This is a genomic window from Duganella sp. 1411, from assembly GCF_017833525.1.
Classification (GTDB): Bacteria; Pseudomonadota; Gammaproteobacteria; order Burkholderiales; family Burkholderiaceae_D; genus Rugamonas.
In genome coordinates this window covers 2,318,218-2,334,740 of sequence record NZ_JAFICD010000001.1, presented here as the reverse complement: position 1 = coordinate 2,334,740, position 16,523 = coordinate 2,318,218, and the positions used below count along the sequence as shown (strand labels likewise).

The following is a 16,523-nucleotide window of genomic DNA, read 5'->3' as shown; positions in this document are numbered from 1 at the left end:
GACATGCAAAACCACTTTGAGCTGTTCAATTTGCCGCAAAAGTTCGCCGTCGACGCGGGGGCGCTCGACAGCGCCTACCGCGACGTGCAAAGCCGCGTCCACCCCGACAAGTTCGTCAACGCGACCGACGCCGAAAAGCGCGTCGCGATGCAATGGGCCACGCGCGCCAACGAAGCCTACCAGACCCTGAAAAATCCGCAGAAGCGCGCGCAGTACATGTGCGAGTTGAATGGCGTCGATTTGCAGACCGAGTCCAACACGGCGATGCCGATGGCCTTCCTGATGCAGCAGATGGAGTGGCGCGAAGAGCTGGGCGAGGCCCGCGCCGGCAAGGACGCCGACGCGCTCGAAGCGCTCGACAAGCAACTGCGCGCCGCGCGCAAGGAGCGGCTGGCGGAGATCGAACAACAGATCGACGCCGACGACTACGCGCAAGCCGCGCAAGGCGTGCGCGCGCTGATGTTTTTGGAAAAAATGAAGCAAGAGATAGATGGAGCGCTGCATCAACTAGAGGATGCCTGATGCCAGACTGGCCAGTCTTGTTCGACTATCTTTCAGAGGCGATCAAGATTATTGGTGGCCTGGCTTCGTTATATGCGGTAATCAAGCTGCGTCAAATCGAGCGGCGGTATCTGTTCAGGGCGACGATGCCGAACTTGATACTCGAGTTGCAGCAATCGCTTGAAAGTCTGGATGAGTTGCTGAGTGAACGCGAGTTCGACCAGTCCGCAGCGTTCCCAATCCTGAGCAATTTGCTTGCGGATGTCAGGAGTGTGAAGCGCAAGGCGAGCGGCGATTCACTGGCGATAGCAAAGCATTTAATCGGCTTGATTGAGATGGCTCAAAGCACCACGGTTAGCCCGAGGGGCGTCCAGCTCGACGAAATTTATGGACGGGGTATCGGCCTGGTTCGATCTCTACGACATGATCAAGTAGACCAAGATTGGAGTCGAAAATGAACATGGATAAATTTAGTAAAGCCGAGCGTGGGCTTGCCCAGATTTTGAAATTGACCCAGTTCGGAGAGCTTGAGTGGCTAAGCGGTAGGGCGCCAATTGGCCTGATAAATAGCGATGATTACGTCGCTCCTTATTATTTCGAGACCGAATACCTGGGTAAGAAGCTCGGATTGTTCCAGCAGTATCGCCGCATTCCGCAATCCGGGCTTGCCGAAACCGCCTCGGAACGAATCCGGGTTGTTTTGTTCGGTGAAGGCGGTGAGGTCGATTTTGAGTTTCCGCCCACGCCTTTTACGCGGCGTCTGTTTAACGCGGTCCGCTTAAAAGCTTCGAAAGTCGAGGGTTTTCTCGACGCATTAATTAAACTTGAGTCGCAAGACGTAAAACTATAAATGGCACTTCTGCAAATTTCCGAACCGGGCATGTCGACCGCGCCGCACCAGCATCGGCTGGCGGTGGGGATCGACCTGGGCACCACCAATTCGCTGGTCGCCACCGTGCGCAACAGCATTCCAGAAGTGCTGAACGACGAGGATGGCCGCCCGCTGCTGCCGTCCGTGGTGCGCTATCTGCCCAACGGCCATGCCAACATCGGCTACAAGGCGCAGGCCGCCCAGACCACCGATCCGAAAAACACCATCGTCTCCGTCAAGCGTTTCATGGGCCGCGGCCTGGCCGATATCGCCTACGCCGAGAACATGCCCTACGATTTCCAGGACACGCCCGGCATGGTGCAGCTGAAAACCATCGCCGGCATCAAGAGCCCGGTGGAGATCTCGGCGCAGATCCTGGCCACCTTGCGCCAGCGCGCCGAGGATTCGCTCGGCGACGATCTGGTGGGCGCGGTCATCACCGTGCCGGCCTACTTCGACGACGCCCAGCGCCAGGCCACCAAGGACGCCGCGCAGCTGGCCGGCATCAACGTGCTGCGCCTGCTGAGCGAGCCGACCGCCGCCGCCATTGCCTACGGCCTCGATAACGGTTCCGAAGGCATCTACGCCGTCTACGATCTGGGCGGCGGTACCTTCGACATCTCCATCCTCAAATTGAGCAAGGGCGTGTTCGAGGTTCTGTCCACCGGCGGCGATTCGGCCCTCGGCGGCGACGATTTCGACCACCGCCTGTTCTGCTACATCCACCAGCAGGAAAAACTGGCGCCGCTGTCCGACGAGGACACCGCCGTGCTGATGGTCAAGGCGCGCGAGGCCAAGGAGCTGCTGTCGACCAAGAACGAGGTGACCGTCGACGCCATCCTGGGCTCCGGCGAGGAAGTGCATCTGAAGATCACCGCCGAGACCTTCCAGGAGATCACCAAGCATCTGATCGCCAAGACCATGAGCGCCATCAAGAAGGCGCTGCGCGACGCCAGCGTCGATGCCGACGACGTCGACGGCGTGGTCATGGTCGGCGGCGCGACGCGCATGCCGCACGTGCAGCGTGCCGTCAGCGAGTACTTCCACACCATCCCGCACGCGAACATCGATCCGGACAAGGTCGTGGCGCTGGGCGCGGCGGTGCAGGCCAATCTGTTGGCCGGCAACCGCGCTCCCGGCGACGACTGGCTGCTGCTGGACGTGATTCCGCTGTCGCTCGGTATCGAGACGATGGGCGGCCTGGTCGAGAAGATCATTCCGCGCAATTCGACCATCCCGTGCGCCCGCGCGCAGGAGTTCACCACCTTCAAGGACGGCCAGACGGCGCTGGCGGTGCACGTGCTGCAGGGCGAGCGCGAACTGGTCTCCGATTGCCGTTCGCTGGCGCGCTTCGAGCTGCGCGGCATTCCGCCGATGGTCGCCGGCGCCGCCCGCATCCGCATCACCTACCAGGTCGACGCCGACGGCTTGCTGTCGGTGTCGGCGCGCGAGCTGCGCTCCGGCGTCGAGGCGTCGATCACCGTCAAGCCGGCCTATGGCCTGGGCGACGAGGATGTCGCGCGCATGCTGCAGGATTCGTACAAGTCGGCCGATGTCGACATGGTCGCCCGCGCGCTGCGCGAAGAGCAGGTCGAGGCCGAGCGCATCATCCTGGCCACGCAATCGGCGCTCGATGAAGACGCGGGCCTGCTGTCGGACGACGAGCGGGCGTCGGTCGACGTCCTGATGAACAAGGTGCGCGACGTGGTCGCGCAATCGCAGACCGGCGCGGCCGATCACGTGGTCGTCAAGGCCGCCGTCGAGGCGCTGGCCCACGGCACCGAGGAATTCGCGTCGCGCCGCATGGATCGCAGCGTGCGCAGCGCACTGGCCGGCAAGACGCTCGACCAGGTAGTTTAAGAACCCATAAAAACAGAGGTATCAAGTGCCACAAATCGTATTCCTGCCCCACGCAAAACTGTGCCCGGACGGCGCCGTCGTCGAAGCCGAAGTCGGTAAAACCCTGTGCGACATCATGCTGGAAAATGACATCCACATCGAGCACGCGTGCGAGAAGTCCTGCGCCTGCACCACCTGCCACGTGCTGGTGCGCGAAGGCTTCAACTCGCTGAGCGAAGCCAGCGAGACCGAGGAAGACCTGCTGGACAAGGCCTGGGGCCTGGAAGCGGTGTCGCGCCTGTCGTGCCAGGCCGTCGTCGCCGACGAGGACCTGGTCGTCGAAATCCCGAAATACACCATCAACCACGCCAGCGAAGGCGGACACTGATATGAAGTGGACCGACATCACCGCGATCGCGGAAGCGCTCTACGATAAGCACCCGGACATCGATCCGCTGACTATCCGCTTCACCGATCTGCACAACTGGATCGTCGAACTCGAGGAGTTCGACGACGACCACACGCGCGGTGGTGAAAAAGTTCTGGAGGCGGTACAGCAGGCGTGGATCGATGAAGCCAAATAAGCCGTCGGCGAAGCCCGTACCCGCCAAAATCGGCGCCACCGTCACCGGCGCCGACAACATGCCGGAAATCCGCGAAGGCCAGACCGTCGCGCTGCTGCAGGAGCTGCACATCCTGACCCGCGACGGCAAGATGAACCAGGACAGCCGCCGCAAGCTCAAACAGGTCTACCACCTGTACCAGTTCATCGAGCCGCTGCTGAAGGACGTGCTGGCCGAGAAGGGCCAAGTGTCGCTGGTCGACCATGGCGCCGGCAAGTCCTACCTCGGTTTCATCATCTACGACCTGTTCTTCAAAGCCCTGAATGACGGTTCGCACATCTACGGCATCGAAACCCGCGAGGAACTGGTGGCGCGCTCGCAGGAGCTGGCCAAGCAGTTCAACTTCCCGGGCATGTCGTTCCTGCCGCTGTCGGTGGCGGAATCGACCGAATCGAAGCTGCTGCCGGACCGGGTCGACATCGTCACCGCGCTCCACGCCTGCAACACCGCCACCGACGACGCTATCCAGTTCGCGTTGAAGAAGAAGGCCAAGTACATGGTGCTGGTGCCTTGCTGCCAGGCGGAAGTCGCGTCGGTGCTGAAGAAGAACAAGGGCCAGTCGCTGGGCAAGTCCGCGCTCACCGAGATCTGGCGCCACCCGATCCACACGCGCGAATTTGGCAGCCAGATCACCAACGTGCTGCGCTGCCTTCAGCTGGAGGCGCACGGCTACCAGGTCAACGTGACCGAGTTGGTGGGCTGGGAGCACTCGATGAAGAATGAGCTGATCATCGCCACCTACAAAAACCTGCCGCGCCAGCGCCCGTCCGAGCGCTTGCGCGAGGTGCTTGAAACGGTCGGACTGGAAGAAATGGGCAACCGCTTCTTCACCGAACAGCTGGAAAAACAGTAAAAAACCAAAGGGTGACGGAACGATGAGTGATCTGAAAGAAAATTGGTTGGATCTGCGCAGCGACACCGTCACCCGCCCCAGCGCGGCGATGCGGGCGGCGATGAACGCGGCCGACGTCGGCGACGACGTCTACGGCGACGACCCAACCGTCAACCGCCTGCAGGAATACGCCGCCGATTTGTTCGGCTACGAGGCGGCCTTGTTCGCGCCGTCCGGCACGCAGAGCAATCTGGTGGCGCTGCTGGCGCACTGCGGCCGTGGCGACGAGTACCTGGTCGGGCAGGAGGCGCACACCTACAAGTACGAGGGCGGCGGGGCGGCGGTGCTGGGCAGTATCCAGCCGCAGCCGATCGCCAACCAGGCCGACGGCAGCCTGGCGCTGGCCGACATCGCGGCGTACATCAAGCCGGACGACATCCACTTCGCGCGCACCAAGCTGCTGGCGCTGGAGAACACCATCGGCGGCCGCGTGCTGCCGCTCGATTACCTGCAGCGGGCCACCAGCCTGGCGCATGAACGCGGTCTGGCCACGCACATGGACGGCGCGCGCATCTGTAACGCGGCGGTCAAGCTGGGCGTCAGTCCGCGCGCGGCGGTGGCCGGTTTCGATTCCGTCTCGGTGTGCCTGTCGAAGGGGCTGGGCGCGCCGGTCGGCTCCATCCTGTGCGGCAGCAGGCCGTTGATCAAGGAAGCGACACGCTGGCGCAAGATGCTGGGCGGCGGCATGCGCCAGGCCGGCATGATCGCCGCCGGCGGCCTGTACGCGCTGGAGCACAACATCGCGCGGCTGGCCGAGGATCACGACAACGCCGCCTACTTCGCCGGCGAGCTGTCCAAGCTCAAAGGCATCCAGGTCAGCGCGCCGCAGACCAACATTTTTTACGTCGATATCCCGGCCGACGCCTGCCGTGGATTGAACGACGTACTGCAACTGACCCGCATCCGCGTGTCGATGTCGCCGCGTTTGCGCATCGTTACGCACATGGATGCCTCGCGCGACGACATCGATCGCGCCATTACCGTTTTTGGGGATTTTTTCGGATGACCGACAGCACCACTGATAACAGCCTTCGCCTGGCCAAACGCCTGGCCGAGATACTTCCATGCTCGCGCCGCGAGGCCGAACTCTATATCGAAGGCGGTTATGTCAGCGTCGATGGCACGTTGGTCGAGGAGGCCGGCGCGCGCGTGACGCCGGAGCAGAAGATCGAACTGGCCCCCGACGCCACCTTGCTGGAGATCGTGCCGGTGACGATCCTGCTGCACAAGCCGGCCGGCGCCAACGGCGGCGTGGGCAAGGACGGTTCTCCGGCCGCGCATTTGCTGAACGCCGAATCGCTGACGCGCAGCGCGCCCGGCCAGCGCTTCCTCAAGCGCCACCTGGTCAACCTGACGTTGACCACGCCGCTCGAGACCAAGGCCAGCGGCCTGCTGGTGTTCACGCAGGACTTCCGCGTCAGCCGCAAGCTGGTGGACGAAGCGGCCAAGATCGAGCAGGAGATCATCGTCGAAGTCAGCGGCAAGATCATGGAGAATGGACTGGCGTTGCTCAACCACGGGCTGCCGTTCAACGGCAAGCCGCTGGCGCCGAACAAGGTGAGCTGGCAGAACGAGAACCGTCTGCGTTTCGCCGTGAAGAATCCCAAGCCGGGCCAGATTGAACACGTGTGCAAACTGGTCGGCTTGAGTGTGGTGTCGATGAAGCGCATCCGCGTCGGCCGCATCGCGATGGCCAGCCTGCCGCTAGGCGAGTGGCGCTACCTGCAGGATCACGAGCGCTTCTAACTGTACCTTATGCCTTGTCGGCGGCCGCGCGGCGACGGCGCGCCATGAAGCCCAGCAGGCCAAGGCCGCCGGCCATCATCGCGTAGGTCGACGGTTCCGGCACCGCCGCGACGTTCGACAGCAGCAGCGTTCCGCAGTCCGAGCCGCGGCAGGCGAGGACGGCGATCTGGTTGTTTTCGTTGATGCCGATCGCGTCCGAGATATGCCAGCCGTTCAACCCGGTCACCAGGGTGTTGATGTCGTACATCACGCCGCCTTGCCACAGGAAGCCCGCGCCCAAGCCGTCGCCGCCGACCACGATGCCGGCGTTGTTGACGTCCTTGGCGACGATTTCAAAGCCGCCCAGGCCTGTCGTCACGCCATTGGCGTAGAGGTAGGAATGGCTGGCCTGCGTCGAATAGTCGCGCGAGGTGATCACGGTATGGCCGTTGTCGCTGATGGCGACCGCCTGGGCGGTGGTGCTGCCATCGCCCGGGAAGGTGCCCGACAGGTTGGTCGTTCCGTTGTTCGAGAAGATCAAGGCCTCGTTGAGCGTCTGGCCCGCGCTGCCGGCGATCTGGCCACCGTTGTTGATCGCGTACGCGGCGCTTTGGGTCGCGTTGGCCGGCGTTAGGCTGGTGACGGTTCCATTCGAATACACAAAGCCCTGGAAGCCGGCGTCCGTGGTCACATTGCCGGTGATCTGGCCGGCGTTGTTGATCGCGGTCGCCGTGCTGTTGGTCGTGCCGATGTTGGTATAGACGCCGCCGGAATAGCTGAACGCCTGGTTGCCGCCATACTGGCCGACGATCTGGCCCGAGTCGTTGATGCCATAGGCGAAACTTCTGCCCGACGGCGAACCCAGGTGGCTCAAGCCGCTGCCGTTGTACAGCACCGCTTGCGTGGCGTCGTAACCCACCACTTGGCCGAGGTTGTTGATGGCGGTGGCGGAGAAGTCGCCGAGATAAGTCATGCTGAACTGCGGCGCCGTGGCGGCCATCGCCGGCAGCGTCGCGGCGCTCAGAATCAGCGAGGCGATGAATTTAATTTTGCACCTTATTTTATTTGCCGTCGCCGCCGCCCGTTTGCGACAGGATGAAGGCGTACGTGTCGGCCGCCTCGGCATCCTGCTGGGCGCGGGTCGAGCCCATGCCGTGGCCGGCGTCGAAGTCGACCCGCAGCAGCACCGGCTTGCCGCTGGCGGTGGCCGTCTGCAGCCGCGCCGCCATCTTGGCCGGATGGAACGGCGCCACGCGCGGATCGGTCACGCCGGTCGTCAGCAGCACCGCCGGATACTTGGTGCCGTCGACCACCTGCTGGTAGCTGTCGATGCTCTTGATCGCCTTGAAGCCGGCCGGGTCCGAGATGGCGCCCCATTCAGGCTCCTCCGCGTAGCCGTTCTGCTCGGCCACATAGCGCAGCGGATTGTGCCAGCCCACGCCCGACACCACGGCCGCGAACAGGTCGGGACGCTCCTCCATCGCCCGTCCCATCGGGATGCCGCCGGCCGAACGCCCGCCGATGGCCAGATGCGCCGGCGCCGTGTATTGCTTCGCCACCAGGTCCTCGCTGACGGCGATCAGGTCGCGCCACGTGTTGGGCTTGTTTTCCAGCTTGCCGGCGCGGTGCCATTCGCGGCCGAACTCGCCGCCGCCGCGCACGTTGGCGTAGCCGATGATGGCGCCTTCGTCAGCCAGCGCCAGCGCGCGCCCGGCGAACGACGGCGTGTAAGCGGCCGCGCCGTAACTGCCGTAGGCCGAGATGAAGGCCGGATTCTTGCCGTCCATCTTCAGGCCCTTCTTGTAGATCAGGCTGTACGGGATCTGCGTGCCGTCCTTGGCCGTGGCGAAGCGGCGCTCGGTGGTGTAGGCACTGGTATCGATGGCCGGCTTGGGCGTGATGCCAGTGTCGGTCAACTTGCCGTCGGCGCCCACGTGCCAGATGGCGGCCGGTTCGAGCCAGCCGGACAGGATGGCCAGCGCGCCGGGCGCGTCGGCGTCGGCTTCGATCGAGCGCAATGTGCCGTCGAAGGGCAGGGCGATGTCGGTCAACTTGCCGTCGTTGCCGAGGCGCTGCAGGCGGCTGTTGCCACCGTCCATCGAGCGGATGTACAGGCCGTCGCGCGCGCGCGCCGTGCCCTCGAGCACCAGCTGGGACTCGGCCACCGCCTCGGTCGCCGTCGCTAGCGACGGCGCCTTGGCCGAAGTCTTCAGCAGGCGGCCACGCGGATGACCCTTGGTCGACATCAGATACAGCTCGTCGCCGTGCAGCTCGACGCCGGTGACCTCGTCCTCGAAGTCGGCGACCTTTTTCCAGTTGGCTTTGCCCTTGAGCACGTCGGCCACCGGCGCGATGTAGACGCGCTGTTCGGGCCGCACGTCGATCAGCAGCAGCACCGCGTAGTTGGATCGCATGGCGGTGGCGATGTAGGGCGCCTGGATTTTCTCGTACTTGATCGCCGGGTCGCGGTCGCGCTGCATCAGGATCGGGTCCTTGGCCGGATTGGCGCCCAGCTTATGGAAGCGCACGCGCGAATCGAGGTAGCGTTCCGGCGTGTTGACCTTGCCCGTCATCTGGTTGTAGAAGAAGCCGGAGCTGTCGTCGAGCCAGCTCGGATTGGCGCCCTGGGTGTCGGCGATGCGCTCTTTCAGAATCGCGCCGCTGCGCACATCCATGATCTGCAGCACCGAATCCTCGCTGCCGTCCTTCGACAGGCCGTAGACCAGTTTGCTGCCGTCGGGCGACGGTTGCCACCAGTCGAGCGAGTAGTGGCTGCTCTTGGTGTCGAGCTTGGTCGGATCGACCAGCACGCGGTCCTTGCCCGGTTTGCTGCCGTCGCGCACGAACAGCTTGAAGTTGTTGGCGCCGGCCGGGCGCTGCTGGTAGAACGTCAGCCGGCCGGCTTGTTGCACGCGCGCCGGCGCGGCCACGTCGCCCGACAGCTGCTCGATGCGCTTCAGCAGCACGTCGCGCTTGGGCAGCGCGTCGAGCACGCCGCGCGCGTGGGCGTTCTGTTGCTTGAGGAAGGGCAGCCAGTCGGGGTCTTTGTCGTTCTCCATCCAGCGATAGCGATCGACGATGGCCTCGCCGAAATAGGTGTCGGTGACGGGTTGCACCTTGGCCACGGGGGCGGGCGGAACAGGCTGTTGCGCCAGGGCGGCGCAAGCGGTCAGGGCGAGGGTAGCCCCGTACATCAGGTGGACAAACTTGGTCATCTTATCTCCTAGTGGCGGAACGCTTATTCTGCCATAGAAGATTGTGAGGATTACACCGCCGGCGCCGCCTTCTTTTTCTTTTCGGGCGGCGGCAACTGGACCAGCCGGGTGCCGGCCAGCTTGTCGTGCAGGAACTGGCGATCCTGGTCGAGGAAGGCCGTCAGCGACCACAGCAGAATGCCGGCGCCGATCGCGCCCAGCGCCTGCCAGCGGTGCAGGTCGAGCACCAGGCAAGCGAGCAGCGCCGGCAGCACCCACATCCAGCTCAGCAGATAGCGGACGGCGGCGGCCCGCGGCGGCACGTGCGCCTGGCCCGGCAGCACGACCTTTAAGCGCCAGGTCTTCATCGCCAAGGTCTGGCCGTCGCGGCTCCACTGGTGGATGAAGTAGGCGCCGAGCACCAGGAACGCCAGCGCCTGGCGCATGTGCTCGACCAGCGGCGCATGGCTGGCGCGGGTGATCATTTCAAAAATCAGGAAGGGCAGGAACAGCACCGCGAATCCCAGCAGGGATTCGTAGACCATCGAGATCAAGCGGCGCTTGACCGTCGGCCGGGTGCTCGACAGGCTATTTTGCATTGTCGCTGGCCGGCGCCGTCGGCGCGGGGGCGGGCGGGGCGGCCGGAGCCGTTGCCGGTGTTGGCGCCGTGCCCGGCACCACCGGCGCGATGTTGGAGGCGTTCGGCAGCGGGCCGCCGGTGGCCGGATCGATCCATGGCGCGGGCGCCGCCGGCGCGGCCGCCGTGCCCGCCGCCGGCGTGCCGGTGGTGGGCGCGCTCGGTTTGATCGGCGCCGGCATCTTCATCTTGCTCTGGGCCGGCGTCGGCAGGTTGGCCAGCTGCTTCTTGTTCGGGGCCTTGGCCGCCAGTTCCTTCTTCTGCTCGTCGGACAGTTGCTGGTACGATTCCCACTGGGTCGACTTCTGCGACGGATCGAGCTTTTGCGCGCGCGAGAAATTCTGCCGCACCTGGCGCCTTTCCTCGGGCGTCATCCTGACCCACTCACGCATGCGTTCCTGCATCCGCGCTTGCTCGTCGGGCTTCATCGACGCGTAGCGCTTGCCGATGCCCAGCCACTTCTGCTTGCGGATGGGTTCCATCGTATCCCACTCGCCGGCCAGCGGCTCGAGCGCCTGCTGTTGCGCCAACGGCAAGTCTTTCCACAAGGTTTTTTCGGACGGGATGCTGCCATTGCTGACCGTCATGGGCGCGGCGGCGATCACGGGCGCGCCGGACTGGTTGCCCATCCATGCCGCGCCCGCCGCTGCTACCGCTAACACCGCCACAGCGGAGACGCCCCATTTTGCCCGACCGCTTAATGCCATACTTATTGCTCGCTCTGGGTCAGATACGCGTTGAAACCGTGGTCCAGGTAGGCGGACAAGGGCAGTTCATCGGACAGCACGGCGGCGTCGATCTCGGCCAGATCGGCGATGCGCTGCTGTTGCTCGTACTGATAGATGCCGGCCAGGCCGGCGACCAGCGCCAGCAGCGGCACGGCCACGCCCATGCGGCCCAGCCAGCCGAAGCCCTGCGACAGGAAGCCGCCGCTGGTGGCCAGCTCGGTTTTGGCCACGCGCACGCTTAGCGGCACCTCGACGTGGGCCTTTTTGCGGGCCAGCGCCTGCTTGCGCGCCTGCGCCAGGCGGTCGGTGGTCGACGCGGGCAGGTCGTCGAGCCGCTCGTTGAGCGCGTGACGTACTTTGTAGGCGAAGTTCAGATCATCGGTGTTCATAATTTTATTCCCTTGGCTTTGAGCGACTCGGCGAGAGTGTGTGTTGCGCGTGAGCAATGCGTCTTCACGCTCCCTTCGGAACATCCCATTGCTTCGGCTGTTTCAGCCACGTCCATGTCCTGCCAATAACGCATCAGGAAGGCTTCCCGTTGACGTGCCGGAAGCTTTTGTACCTCTTCGTCGATCAGGGCGAGCATTTGCTGGCGTTCGACCTTGTCGGCGCTCGATTCGGCGGCCTCGGTGCCCTCCTCGGCGGCGTAGGATTCGAGTATATCAAAGTCCTCGCCGCCTTCGCCCGCCGGCGCCATGCCCGAAAACAAGCTGACCCACGTGTTGCGGACCTTTTCGCGGCGGAAATAATCGAGGATGGTGGTCTGCAGGATGCGCTGGAACAGCATCGGCAGTTCGGCGGCCGGCTTGTCGCCGTATTTCTCGGCGAGCTTGATCATCGCGTCCTGCACGATGTCCAGGGCCGATTCGTCCTTGCGTACCGCGTAGACGGCTTGTTTGAAGGCGCGCCGCTCGACGTTTTCGAGAAAGTCGGATAATTCTTTGTCTGTGGCCATGCGTTGGGTGAGGTACTGCCGGGATCACCGGCGATGGGCGCGTCGTTGCTGCTGATTGTTGTTGGTATGGCTAGCTGGCGGCGATTTGCGAACTGAGCGCATGCTAGCAAAAATCGGCATTCCTTGCACCGTTTTACGTCAAAACACCGGATTTTTGCACCGGTAACAAGCTTTTTGCCCGCATTTTGTCATTTATTCCTTGCTCAAACCGGTGCCGGCGGTGTACCGTATGGGACGCTTTGAACACCCCGAAGCTTTATGGTCTTGTCGCGGCAGGCACACAACGCCGCCACCGACACGACGCGCTTTCATATGTAGGCAGTTTGCTCTCACCCGTGCCACAAGCGCGAGAGGTACGCACCACCGCTACAGAAAGATCCGGCCGAACGATATTTGCGTTGAGCGCCGCTTTGCACGTCACTACGGTTGGCGGAAGAGGCGGGCGTGACCGCATGACAAAGGGAAGCTGGGCAAAGCTGTAGAGGCAGGCATACTTCGTCAGGACAGAGCATCCGATCAATCTCCAATGGACCTTGAAAGGAATGTTTCATGAACACCGAAGCATCGTCACAACAATCTGGTGGCCAAAACGGCCAACTCACCGGCGCGGAAATCCTCGTGCGCTGCCTGGCGGAAGAGGGCGTGGAACACGTCTTCGGCTATCCCGGCGGAGCCGTGCTGTATATCTACGACGCCATCTTCAAGCAAGACAAATTCCAACACGTGCTGGTGCGTCACGAGCAGGCCGCGATCCACGCCGCCGATGCGTACTCGCGTAGTTCGAGCAAGGTTGGCGTCGCGCTGGTCACGTCCGGTCCGGGTGTCACCAATGCCGTCACCGGCCTGTCCACCGCTTACATGGATTCCATCCCCATGGTCGTGATCTCGGGCCAGGTGCCCAGCCACGCCATCGGCCAGGATGCCTTCCAGGAATGCGACACGGTCGGCATCACCCGTCCCGTGGTCAAGCACAATTTCCTCGTCAAAGACGTCAAGGATTTGGCGGAAACCGTCAAGAAAGCCTTCTTCATCGCCCGCACCGGCCGTCCCGGCCCCGTGCTGGTCGACATCCCGAAGGATATCTCGATGCACAAGACGACGTTCTCGTATCCGAAAGAGATCGAGATGCGCTCGTACAAACCGGTCGACAAGGGCCATTCGGGCCAGATCCGCAAGGCCGTCCAGCTGCTGCTGCAGGCCGAACGCCCGATGATCTACACCGGCGGCGGCGTGATCCTGGCCAACGCCTCGCCCGAGCTCAACAAGCTGGTCGACAAGCTCGGCTTCCCGGTCACCAACACCCTGATGGGCCTGGGCGCCTATAAAGCGTCGAGCGAGCACTTCGTCGGCATGCCCGGCATGCACGGCACCTACGAAGCGAACATGGCGATGCAGCACTGCGACGTCCTGATCGCCATCGGCGCCCGCTTCGACGACCGCGTGATCGGCAACCCGAAACACTTCGCCTCGCACCCGCGCAAGATCATCCACGTCGACATCGATCCTTCGTCGATCTCCAAGCGCGTCAAGGTCGACATCCCGATCGTCGGCAACGTCAAGGACGTGCTGATCGAGTTCCTGGCGCAGCTCGACGCGACCGACGCCAAGCCGAACGCGCCCGCCGTCAAGGACTGGTGGAAGCAGATCAACGAATGGCGCGGCAAGGAATGCCTGAAATTCTCGACGTCGGACCTGGTCATCAAGCCGCAATCGGTGGTGCAGAAGGTGTGGGAAGTGACCAAGGGCGACGCGTTCATCACCTCCGACGTCGGCCAGCACCAGATGTGGGCCGCGCAGTACTATCCGTTCGACAAGCCCAAGCGCTGGATCAACTCGGGCGGCCTGGGCACGATGGGCGTGGGCTTGCCGTACGCCATGGGCGTGCAGATGGCCAACCCGGACGCCACCGTCGCCTGCATCACCGGCGAAGGCTCGATCCAGATGTGCATCCAGGAGCTCGCCACCTGCAAGCAATACCATCTGACGCCGAAGATCATCATGTTGAACAACCGCTTCCTCGGCATGGTGCGCCAGTGGCAGCAGATCGACTACGGTTCGCGCTACTCCGAGTCCTACATGGATTCGCTGCCGAACTTCGAGAAGCTGGCCGAGGCCTACGGCCACGTCGGCATGCGCATCGAGAAACCGGGCGACGTCGACGGCGCGCTGCGCGAAGCGTTCGGCATGAAGGACCGGCTGGTGTTCATGAACTTCATTACCGATCAATCGGAAAACGTCTGGCCGATGGTGAAAGCGGGCAAGGGGCTCTCTGAAATGCTGTTGGGTTCGGAGGACTTATAAGATGCGACACATTATCTCTGTATTGCTGGAAAACGAGGCCGGCGCGCTGTCCCGCGTCGTCGGTTTGTTCTCGGCGCGCGGCTACAACATCGAGACGTTGACCGTGGCCCCGACCGAAGATCCGACCCTGTCGCGCATGACCATCGTCACCAGCGGCTCGGACGACATCATCGAGCAGATCACCAAGCACCTGAACCGCCTGATCGAGGTGGTGAAAGTGGTGGACCTGACCGAGGGTCAGCACATCGAACGCGAGCTCATGCTCATCAAGGTGCGCGCTGTCGGCAAGGAACGGGAAGAGATGAAGCGCACGGCGGACATCTTCCGCGGCCGCATCATCGACGTCACCGAGAAAACCTACACGATCGAATTGACCGGCGCCAAGAGCAAGCTCGACGCGTTCATCGACTCGATCGACCGCGCCTCCATCCTGGAGACGGTACGTACCGGCGGTTCCGGCATCGGACGCGGCGAACGCATCCTCAAAGTTTAATTGGCATGGCCGCGAGGCCCGCCGACACCCCAACATTAAAAATTATTACTAAGGAATTATCATGAAAGTTTTCTACGACAAAGACGCCGACATCTCCCTGATCAAAGGTAAGAACGTCGCCATCATCGGCTACGGCTCGCAAGGCCACGCGCACGCGCAAAACCTGAGCGACTCGGGCGTCAACGTCACCGTCGGCCTGCGCAAGGGCGGCGCCTCGTGGAACAAGGTGGAGAAGGCCGGCCTGAAGGTCGCCGAAGTGAACGACGCCATCAAGGCCGCCGACGTCATCATGATCCTGCTGCCGGACGAGAACATCGCCCAGGTCTACAACGAAAACGTCGCGCCGAACGCCAAGCAGGGCGCGGTGCTGGCCTTCGCCCACGGCTTCAACGTGCACTACGGCCAAGTCGTGCCGCGCGCCGACCTGGACGTGATCATGGTCGCACCGAAGGCCCCGGGCCACACCGTGCGCGCCACCTACACCCAGGGTGGCGGCGTGCCGCACCTGGTCGCCGTGTACCAGGACAAGTCCGGCATCGCCCGTGACATCGCCCTGTCGTACGCCTCGGCCAACGGCGGCGGCCGCGCCGGCATCATCGAAACGAACTTCCGCGAAGAAACCGAGACCGACCTGTTCGGCGAACAGGCCGTGCTGTGCGGCGGCGCCGTCGAGCTGATCAAAGCCGGTTTCGAAACGCTGACCGAAGCCGGTTATGCGCCGGAAATGGCGTACTTCGAGTGCCTGCACGAGCTCAAGCTGATCGTCGACCTGATCTATGAAGGCGGCATCGCCAACATGAACTACTCGATCTCGAACAACGCCGAATACGGCGAGTACGTGACCGGTCCTAAGGTTGTGACGTCGGCCACCAAGGACGCGATGCGCCAGTGCCTGAAAGACATCCAGACCGGCGAATACGCCAAGTCCTTCATCCTGGAAAACAAGGCCGGCGCGCCGACCCTGATCTCGCGTCGCCGTCTGACCGCCGAGCACCCGATCGAAGAAGTCGGCGCCAAACTGCGCGCCATGATGCCTTGGATCGCCAAGAACAAGATGGTCGACCAGTCGAAGAACTAAGCAGTCTCTTCTTCAAAACGAAAGCCGGCGCGAGCCGGCTTTTTTGCGTCTACGGCGGCATTGGGTGGGGATGTCCGTCCTGGTGCTGGCGCTGGTGGTCCGATTAAGAATCGCTATCTTCTATCCTGGCCAACAAACACCACGGCCCTCTGCCCAGATAATAGGCAAGCCACCCGCCTGGCGGCGCTAATCGGCGCACCAGCTCTACAATTTTATGTTCGAAAGAAAGTTGCGCTTCCGGATCGCTAAACTTCCCGCCAGCTTCAAATACCGCCGTGGCCAGGGATTTCGCTATGGCTTTTCCTGCGTAGTCCAACGCTTGTGCCGAGAGGTAAGCGTGCGTTTCAGCGGCGGTATATTCTGGGGGCAACACACCGGTGAATCGACGTTTTTCCAGATATTTATTGGATCCCCATTCTTTCTTGAATGATGGGTGGTTGGCGTCCTTCGAGAGCTTTTGTACGATGACCCATAAATTGTAAATGACCCGGCGTTCAATCGCGCGAGGGGTAGCTTCCGAAATATTTGATCTGGCTATTAAGTCGGTCGCCGTCAGGTCCGAAAGAAAGAGCCGGGTGAACAGGTTGTGCGCCTGGTCGAGGCTTAGCCAGCTTGTGGGGAAATCCCATTTATAGTATTGCAATCCATTCCTCAACGTTATTTTTTTTCCGCTATGGTGGGCGGGG

19 protein-coding genes are annotated in these 16,523 nt (G+C 62.8%); 12 read left to right on the top strand and 7 right to left on the bottom strand.

Annotated features, from left to right (window positions below; all coding sequences use genetic code 11):
* The first annotated feature begins 3 nt into the window (after positions 1-3).
* From hscB to JOD97_RS09685, 9 genes are read left to right on the top strand one after another with little or no spacing between them, the layout of a single operon-like run.
* Positions 4-522, top strand: coding sequence for a Fe-S protein assembly co-chaperone HscB (hscB, locus tag JOD97_RS09725; protein ID WP_209715843.1), 519 nt, complete (start codon positions 4-6; stop codon positions 520-522).
* Entirely contained in the window at positions 522-959 is a 438-nt protein-coding gene (locus JOD97_RS09720) for a hypothetical protein (RefSeq protein ID WP_209715840.1), read from the top strand. The genes hscB and JOD97_RS09720 overlap by 1 nt, the downstream gene beginning before the upstream one ends.
* Complete coding sequence (locus JOD97_RS09715) at positions 956-1,351, top strand: hypothetical protein (protein WP_209715837.1); 396 nt, start codon at positions 956-958, stop codon at positions 1,349-1,351. The genes JOD97_RS09720 and JOD97_RS09715 overlap by 4 nt, the downstream gene beginning before the upstream one ends.
* Positions 1,352-3,232, top strand: a complete 1,881-nt coding sequence (gene hscA / locus JOD97_RS09710) for a Fe-S protein assembly chaperone HscA (RefSeq protein ID WP_209715834.1) — start codon at positions 1,352-1,354, stop codon at positions 3,230-3,232. It begins immediately after the preceding gene.
* Between the two features lie 25 nt (positions 3,233-3,257).
* The gene (gene fdx / locus JOD97_RS09705; protein WP_209715832.1) at positions 3,258-3,599 is read left to right on the top strand and encodes an ISC system 2Fe-2S type ferredoxin; all 342 of its coding nucleotides are present in this window, start codon (positions 3,258-3,260) and stop codon (positions 3,597-3,599) included.
* 1 nt (position 3,600) lies between these two features.
* Positions 3,601-3,795 (top strand): Fe-S cluster assembly protein IscX, encoded by a 195-nt coding sequence (gene iscX / locus JOD97_RS09700; protein ID WP_209715829.1) that lies wholly within the window; start codon positions 3,601-3,603, stop codon positions 3,793-3,795.
* On the top strand, positions 3,782-4,687 hold the full coding sequence (locus tag JOD97_RS09695) for an SAM-dependent methyltransferase (RefSeq protein WP_209715826.1): 906 nt from the start codon (positions 3,782-3,784) through the stop codon (positions 4,685-4,687). Before iscX ends, JOD97_RS09695 begins: the two co-directional genes overlap by 14 nt.
* A 22-nt stretch (positions 4,688-4,709) precedes the next feature.
* Entirely contained in the window at positions 4,710-5,732 is a 1,023-nt protein-coding gene (gene ltaE / locus JOD97_RS09690) for a low-specificity L-threonine aldolase (protein ID WP_209715823.1), read from the top strand.
* On the top strand, positions 5,729-6,472 hold the full coding sequence (locus JOD97_RS09685; protein ID WP_209715820.1) for an rRNA pseudouridine synthase: 744 nt from the start codon (positions 5,729-5,731) through the stop codon (positions 6,470-6,472). The genes ltaE and JOD97_RS09685 overlap by 4 nt, the downstream gene beginning before the upstream one ends.
* Before the next feature lie 7 nt (positions 6,473-6,479).
* Here JOD97_RS09685 and JOD97_RS32625 read toward each other — a convergent pair whose 3' ends face one another.
* From JOD97_RS32625 to JOD97_RS09655, 6 genes are all read right to left on the bottom strand, one after another.
* Positions 6,480-7,424: a PEP-CTERM sorting domain-containing protein gene (locus JOD97_RS32625; protein ID WP_229264250.1), complete on the bottom strand. Its 945-nt coding sequence runs from the start codon at positions 7,422-7,424 to the stop codon at positions 6,480-6,482.
* A gap of 88 nt (positions 7,425-7,512) precedes the next feature.
* Positions 7,513-9,666, bottom strand: coding sequence for a prolyl oligopeptidase family serine peptidase (locus JOD97_RS09675; RefSeq protein ID WP_209715817.1), 2,154 nt, complete (start codon positions 9,664-9,666; stop codon positions 7,513-7,515).
* 50 nt (positions 9,667-9,716) lie between these two features.
* Entirely contained in the window at positions 9,717-10,244 is a 528-nt protein-coding gene (locus JOD97_RS09670) for an RDD family protein (RefSeq protein ID WP_209715815.1), read from the bottom strand.
* Complete coding sequence (locus JOD97_RS09665; protein WP_229264249.1) at positions 10,234-10,911, bottom strand: DUF3106 domain-containing protein; 678 nt, start codon at positions 10,909-10,911, stop codon at positions 10,234-10,236. Before JOD97_RS09665 ends, JOD97_RS09670 begins: the two co-directional genes overlap by 11 nt.
* Before the next feature lie 80 nt (positions 10,912-10,991).
* The gene (locus JOD97_RS09660; protein WP_209715808.1) at positions 10,992-11,399 is read right to left on the bottom strand and encodes a DUF3619 family protein; all 408 of its coding nucleotides are present in this window, start codon (positions 11,397-11,399) and stop codon (positions 10,992-10,994) included.
* Positions 11,396-11,965, bottom strand: coding sequence for an RNA polymerase sigma factor (locus tag JOD97_RS09655; RefSeq protein WP_209715805.1), 570 nt, complete (start codon positions 11,963-11,965; stop codon positions 11,396-11,398). The genes JOD97_RS09660 and JOD97_RS09655 overlap by 4 nt, the downstream gene beginning before the upstream one ends.
* A gap of 549 nt (positions 11,966-12,514) precedes the next feature.
* Here JOD97_RS09655 and JOD97_RS09650 point away from each other — a divergent pair.
* The 3 genes from JOD97_RS09650 (at position 12,515) to ilvC (ending at position 15,837) form a co-directional block, all read left to right on the top strand.
* Positions 12,515-14,266 carry an acetolactate synthase 3 catalytic subunit gene (locus JOD97_RS09650; RefSeq protein WP_209715803.1) on the top strand — a complete coding sequence of 584 codons (1,752 nt, stop codon included), beginning with the start codon at positions 12,515-12,517 and terminating at the stop codon, positions 14,264-14,266.
* 1 nt (position 14,267) lies between these two features.
* Positions 14,268-14,759, top strand: coding sequence for an acetolactate synthase small subunit (gene ilvN / locus JOD97_RS09645; RefSeq protein WP_090314507.1), 492 nt, complete (start codon positions 14,268-14,270; stop codon positions 14,757-14,759).
* A gap of 61 nt (positions 14,760-14,820) precedes the next feature.
* Positions 14,821-15,837, top strand: a complete 1,017-nt coding sequence (ilvC, locus tag JOD97_RS09640; protein ID WP_090314506.1) for a ketol-acid reductoisomerase — start codon at positions 14,821-14,823, stop codon at positions 15,835-15,837.
* 103 nt (positions 15,838-15,940) lie between these two features.
* Here ilvC and JOD97_RS09635 read toward each other — a convergent pair whose 3' ends face one another.
* Positions 15,941-16,480, bottom strand: coding sequence for a hypothetical protein (locus tag JOD97_RS09635; RefSeq protein WP_209715801.1), 540 nt, complete (start codon positions 16,478-16,480; stop codon positions 15,941-15,943).
* Between the last annotated feature and the right edge of the window lie 43 nt (positions 16,481-16,523).

Bases quoted from the DNA above. Each gene is read 5' to 3' on its own strand.
- JOD97_RS09660 (WP_209715808.1), bottom strand. From the start codon at position 11,399: ATGAACACCGATGATCTGAACTTCGCCTACAAAGTACGTCACGCGCTC.
- ilvC (WP_090314506.1), top strand. From the start codon at position 14,821: ATGAAAGTTTTCTACGACAAAGACGCCGACATCTCCCTGATCAAAGGT.
- JOD97_RS09665 (WP_229264249.1), bottom strand. From the start codon at position 10,911: ATGGGCAACCAGTCCGGCGCGCCCGTGATCGCCGCCGCGCCCATGACG.
- JOD97_RS32625 (WP_229264250.1), bottom strand. From the start codon at position 7,424: ATGACTTATCTCGGCGACTTCTCCGCCACCGCCATCAACAACCTCGGC.
- JOD97_RS09695 (WP_209715826.1), top strand. From the start codon at position 3,782: ATGAAGCCAAATAAGCCGTCGGCGAAGCCCGTACCCGCCAAAATCGGC.
- JOD97_RS09715 (WP_209715837.1), top strand. From the start codon at position 956: ATGAACATGGATAAATTTAGTAAAGCCGAGCGTGGGCTTGCCCAGATT.
- iscX (WP_209715829.1), top strand. From the start codon at position 3,601: ATGAAGTGGACCGACATCACCGCGATCGCGGAAGCGCTCTACGATAAG.
- JOD97_RS09650 (WP_209715803.1), top strand. From the start codon at position 12,515: ATGAACACCGAAGCATCGTCACAACAATCTGGTGGCCAAAACGGCCAA.
- JOD97_RS09670 (WP_209715815.1), bottom strand. From the start codon at position 10,244: ATGCAAAATAGCCTGTCGAGCACCCGGCCGACGGTCAAGCGCCGCTTG.
- JOD97_RS09655 (WP_209715805.1), bottom strand. From the start codon at position 11,965: ATGGCCACAGACAAAGAATTATCCGACTTTCTCGAAAACGTCGAGCGG.
- hscB (WP_209715843.1), top strand. From the start codon at position 4: ATGCAAAACCACTTTGAGCTGTTCAATTTGCCGCAAAAGTTCGCCGTC.
- ltaE (WP_209715823.1), top strand. From the start codon at position 4,710: ATGAGTGATCTGAAAGAAAATTGGTTGGATCTGCGCAGCGACACCGTC.
- ilvN (WP_090314507.1), top strand. From the start codon at position 14,268: ATGCGACACATTATCTCTGTATTGCTGGAAAACGAGGCCGGCGCGCTG.
- JOD97_RS09685 (WP_209715820.1), top strand. From the start codon at position 5,729: ATGACCGACAGCACCACTGATAACAGCCTTCGCCTGGCCAAACGCCTG.
- JOD97_RS09720 (WP_209715840.1), top strand. From the start codon at position 522: ATGCCAGACTGGCCAGTCTTGTTCGACTATCTTTCAGAGGCGATCAAG.
- JOD97_RS09675 (WP_209715817.1), bottom strand. From the start codon at position 9,666: ATGACCAAGTTTGTCCACCTGATGTACGGGGCTACCCTCGCCCTGACC.
- hscA (WP_209715834.1), top strand. From the start codon at position 1,352: ATGGCACTTCTGCAAATTTCCGAACCGGGCATGTCGACCGCGCCGCAC.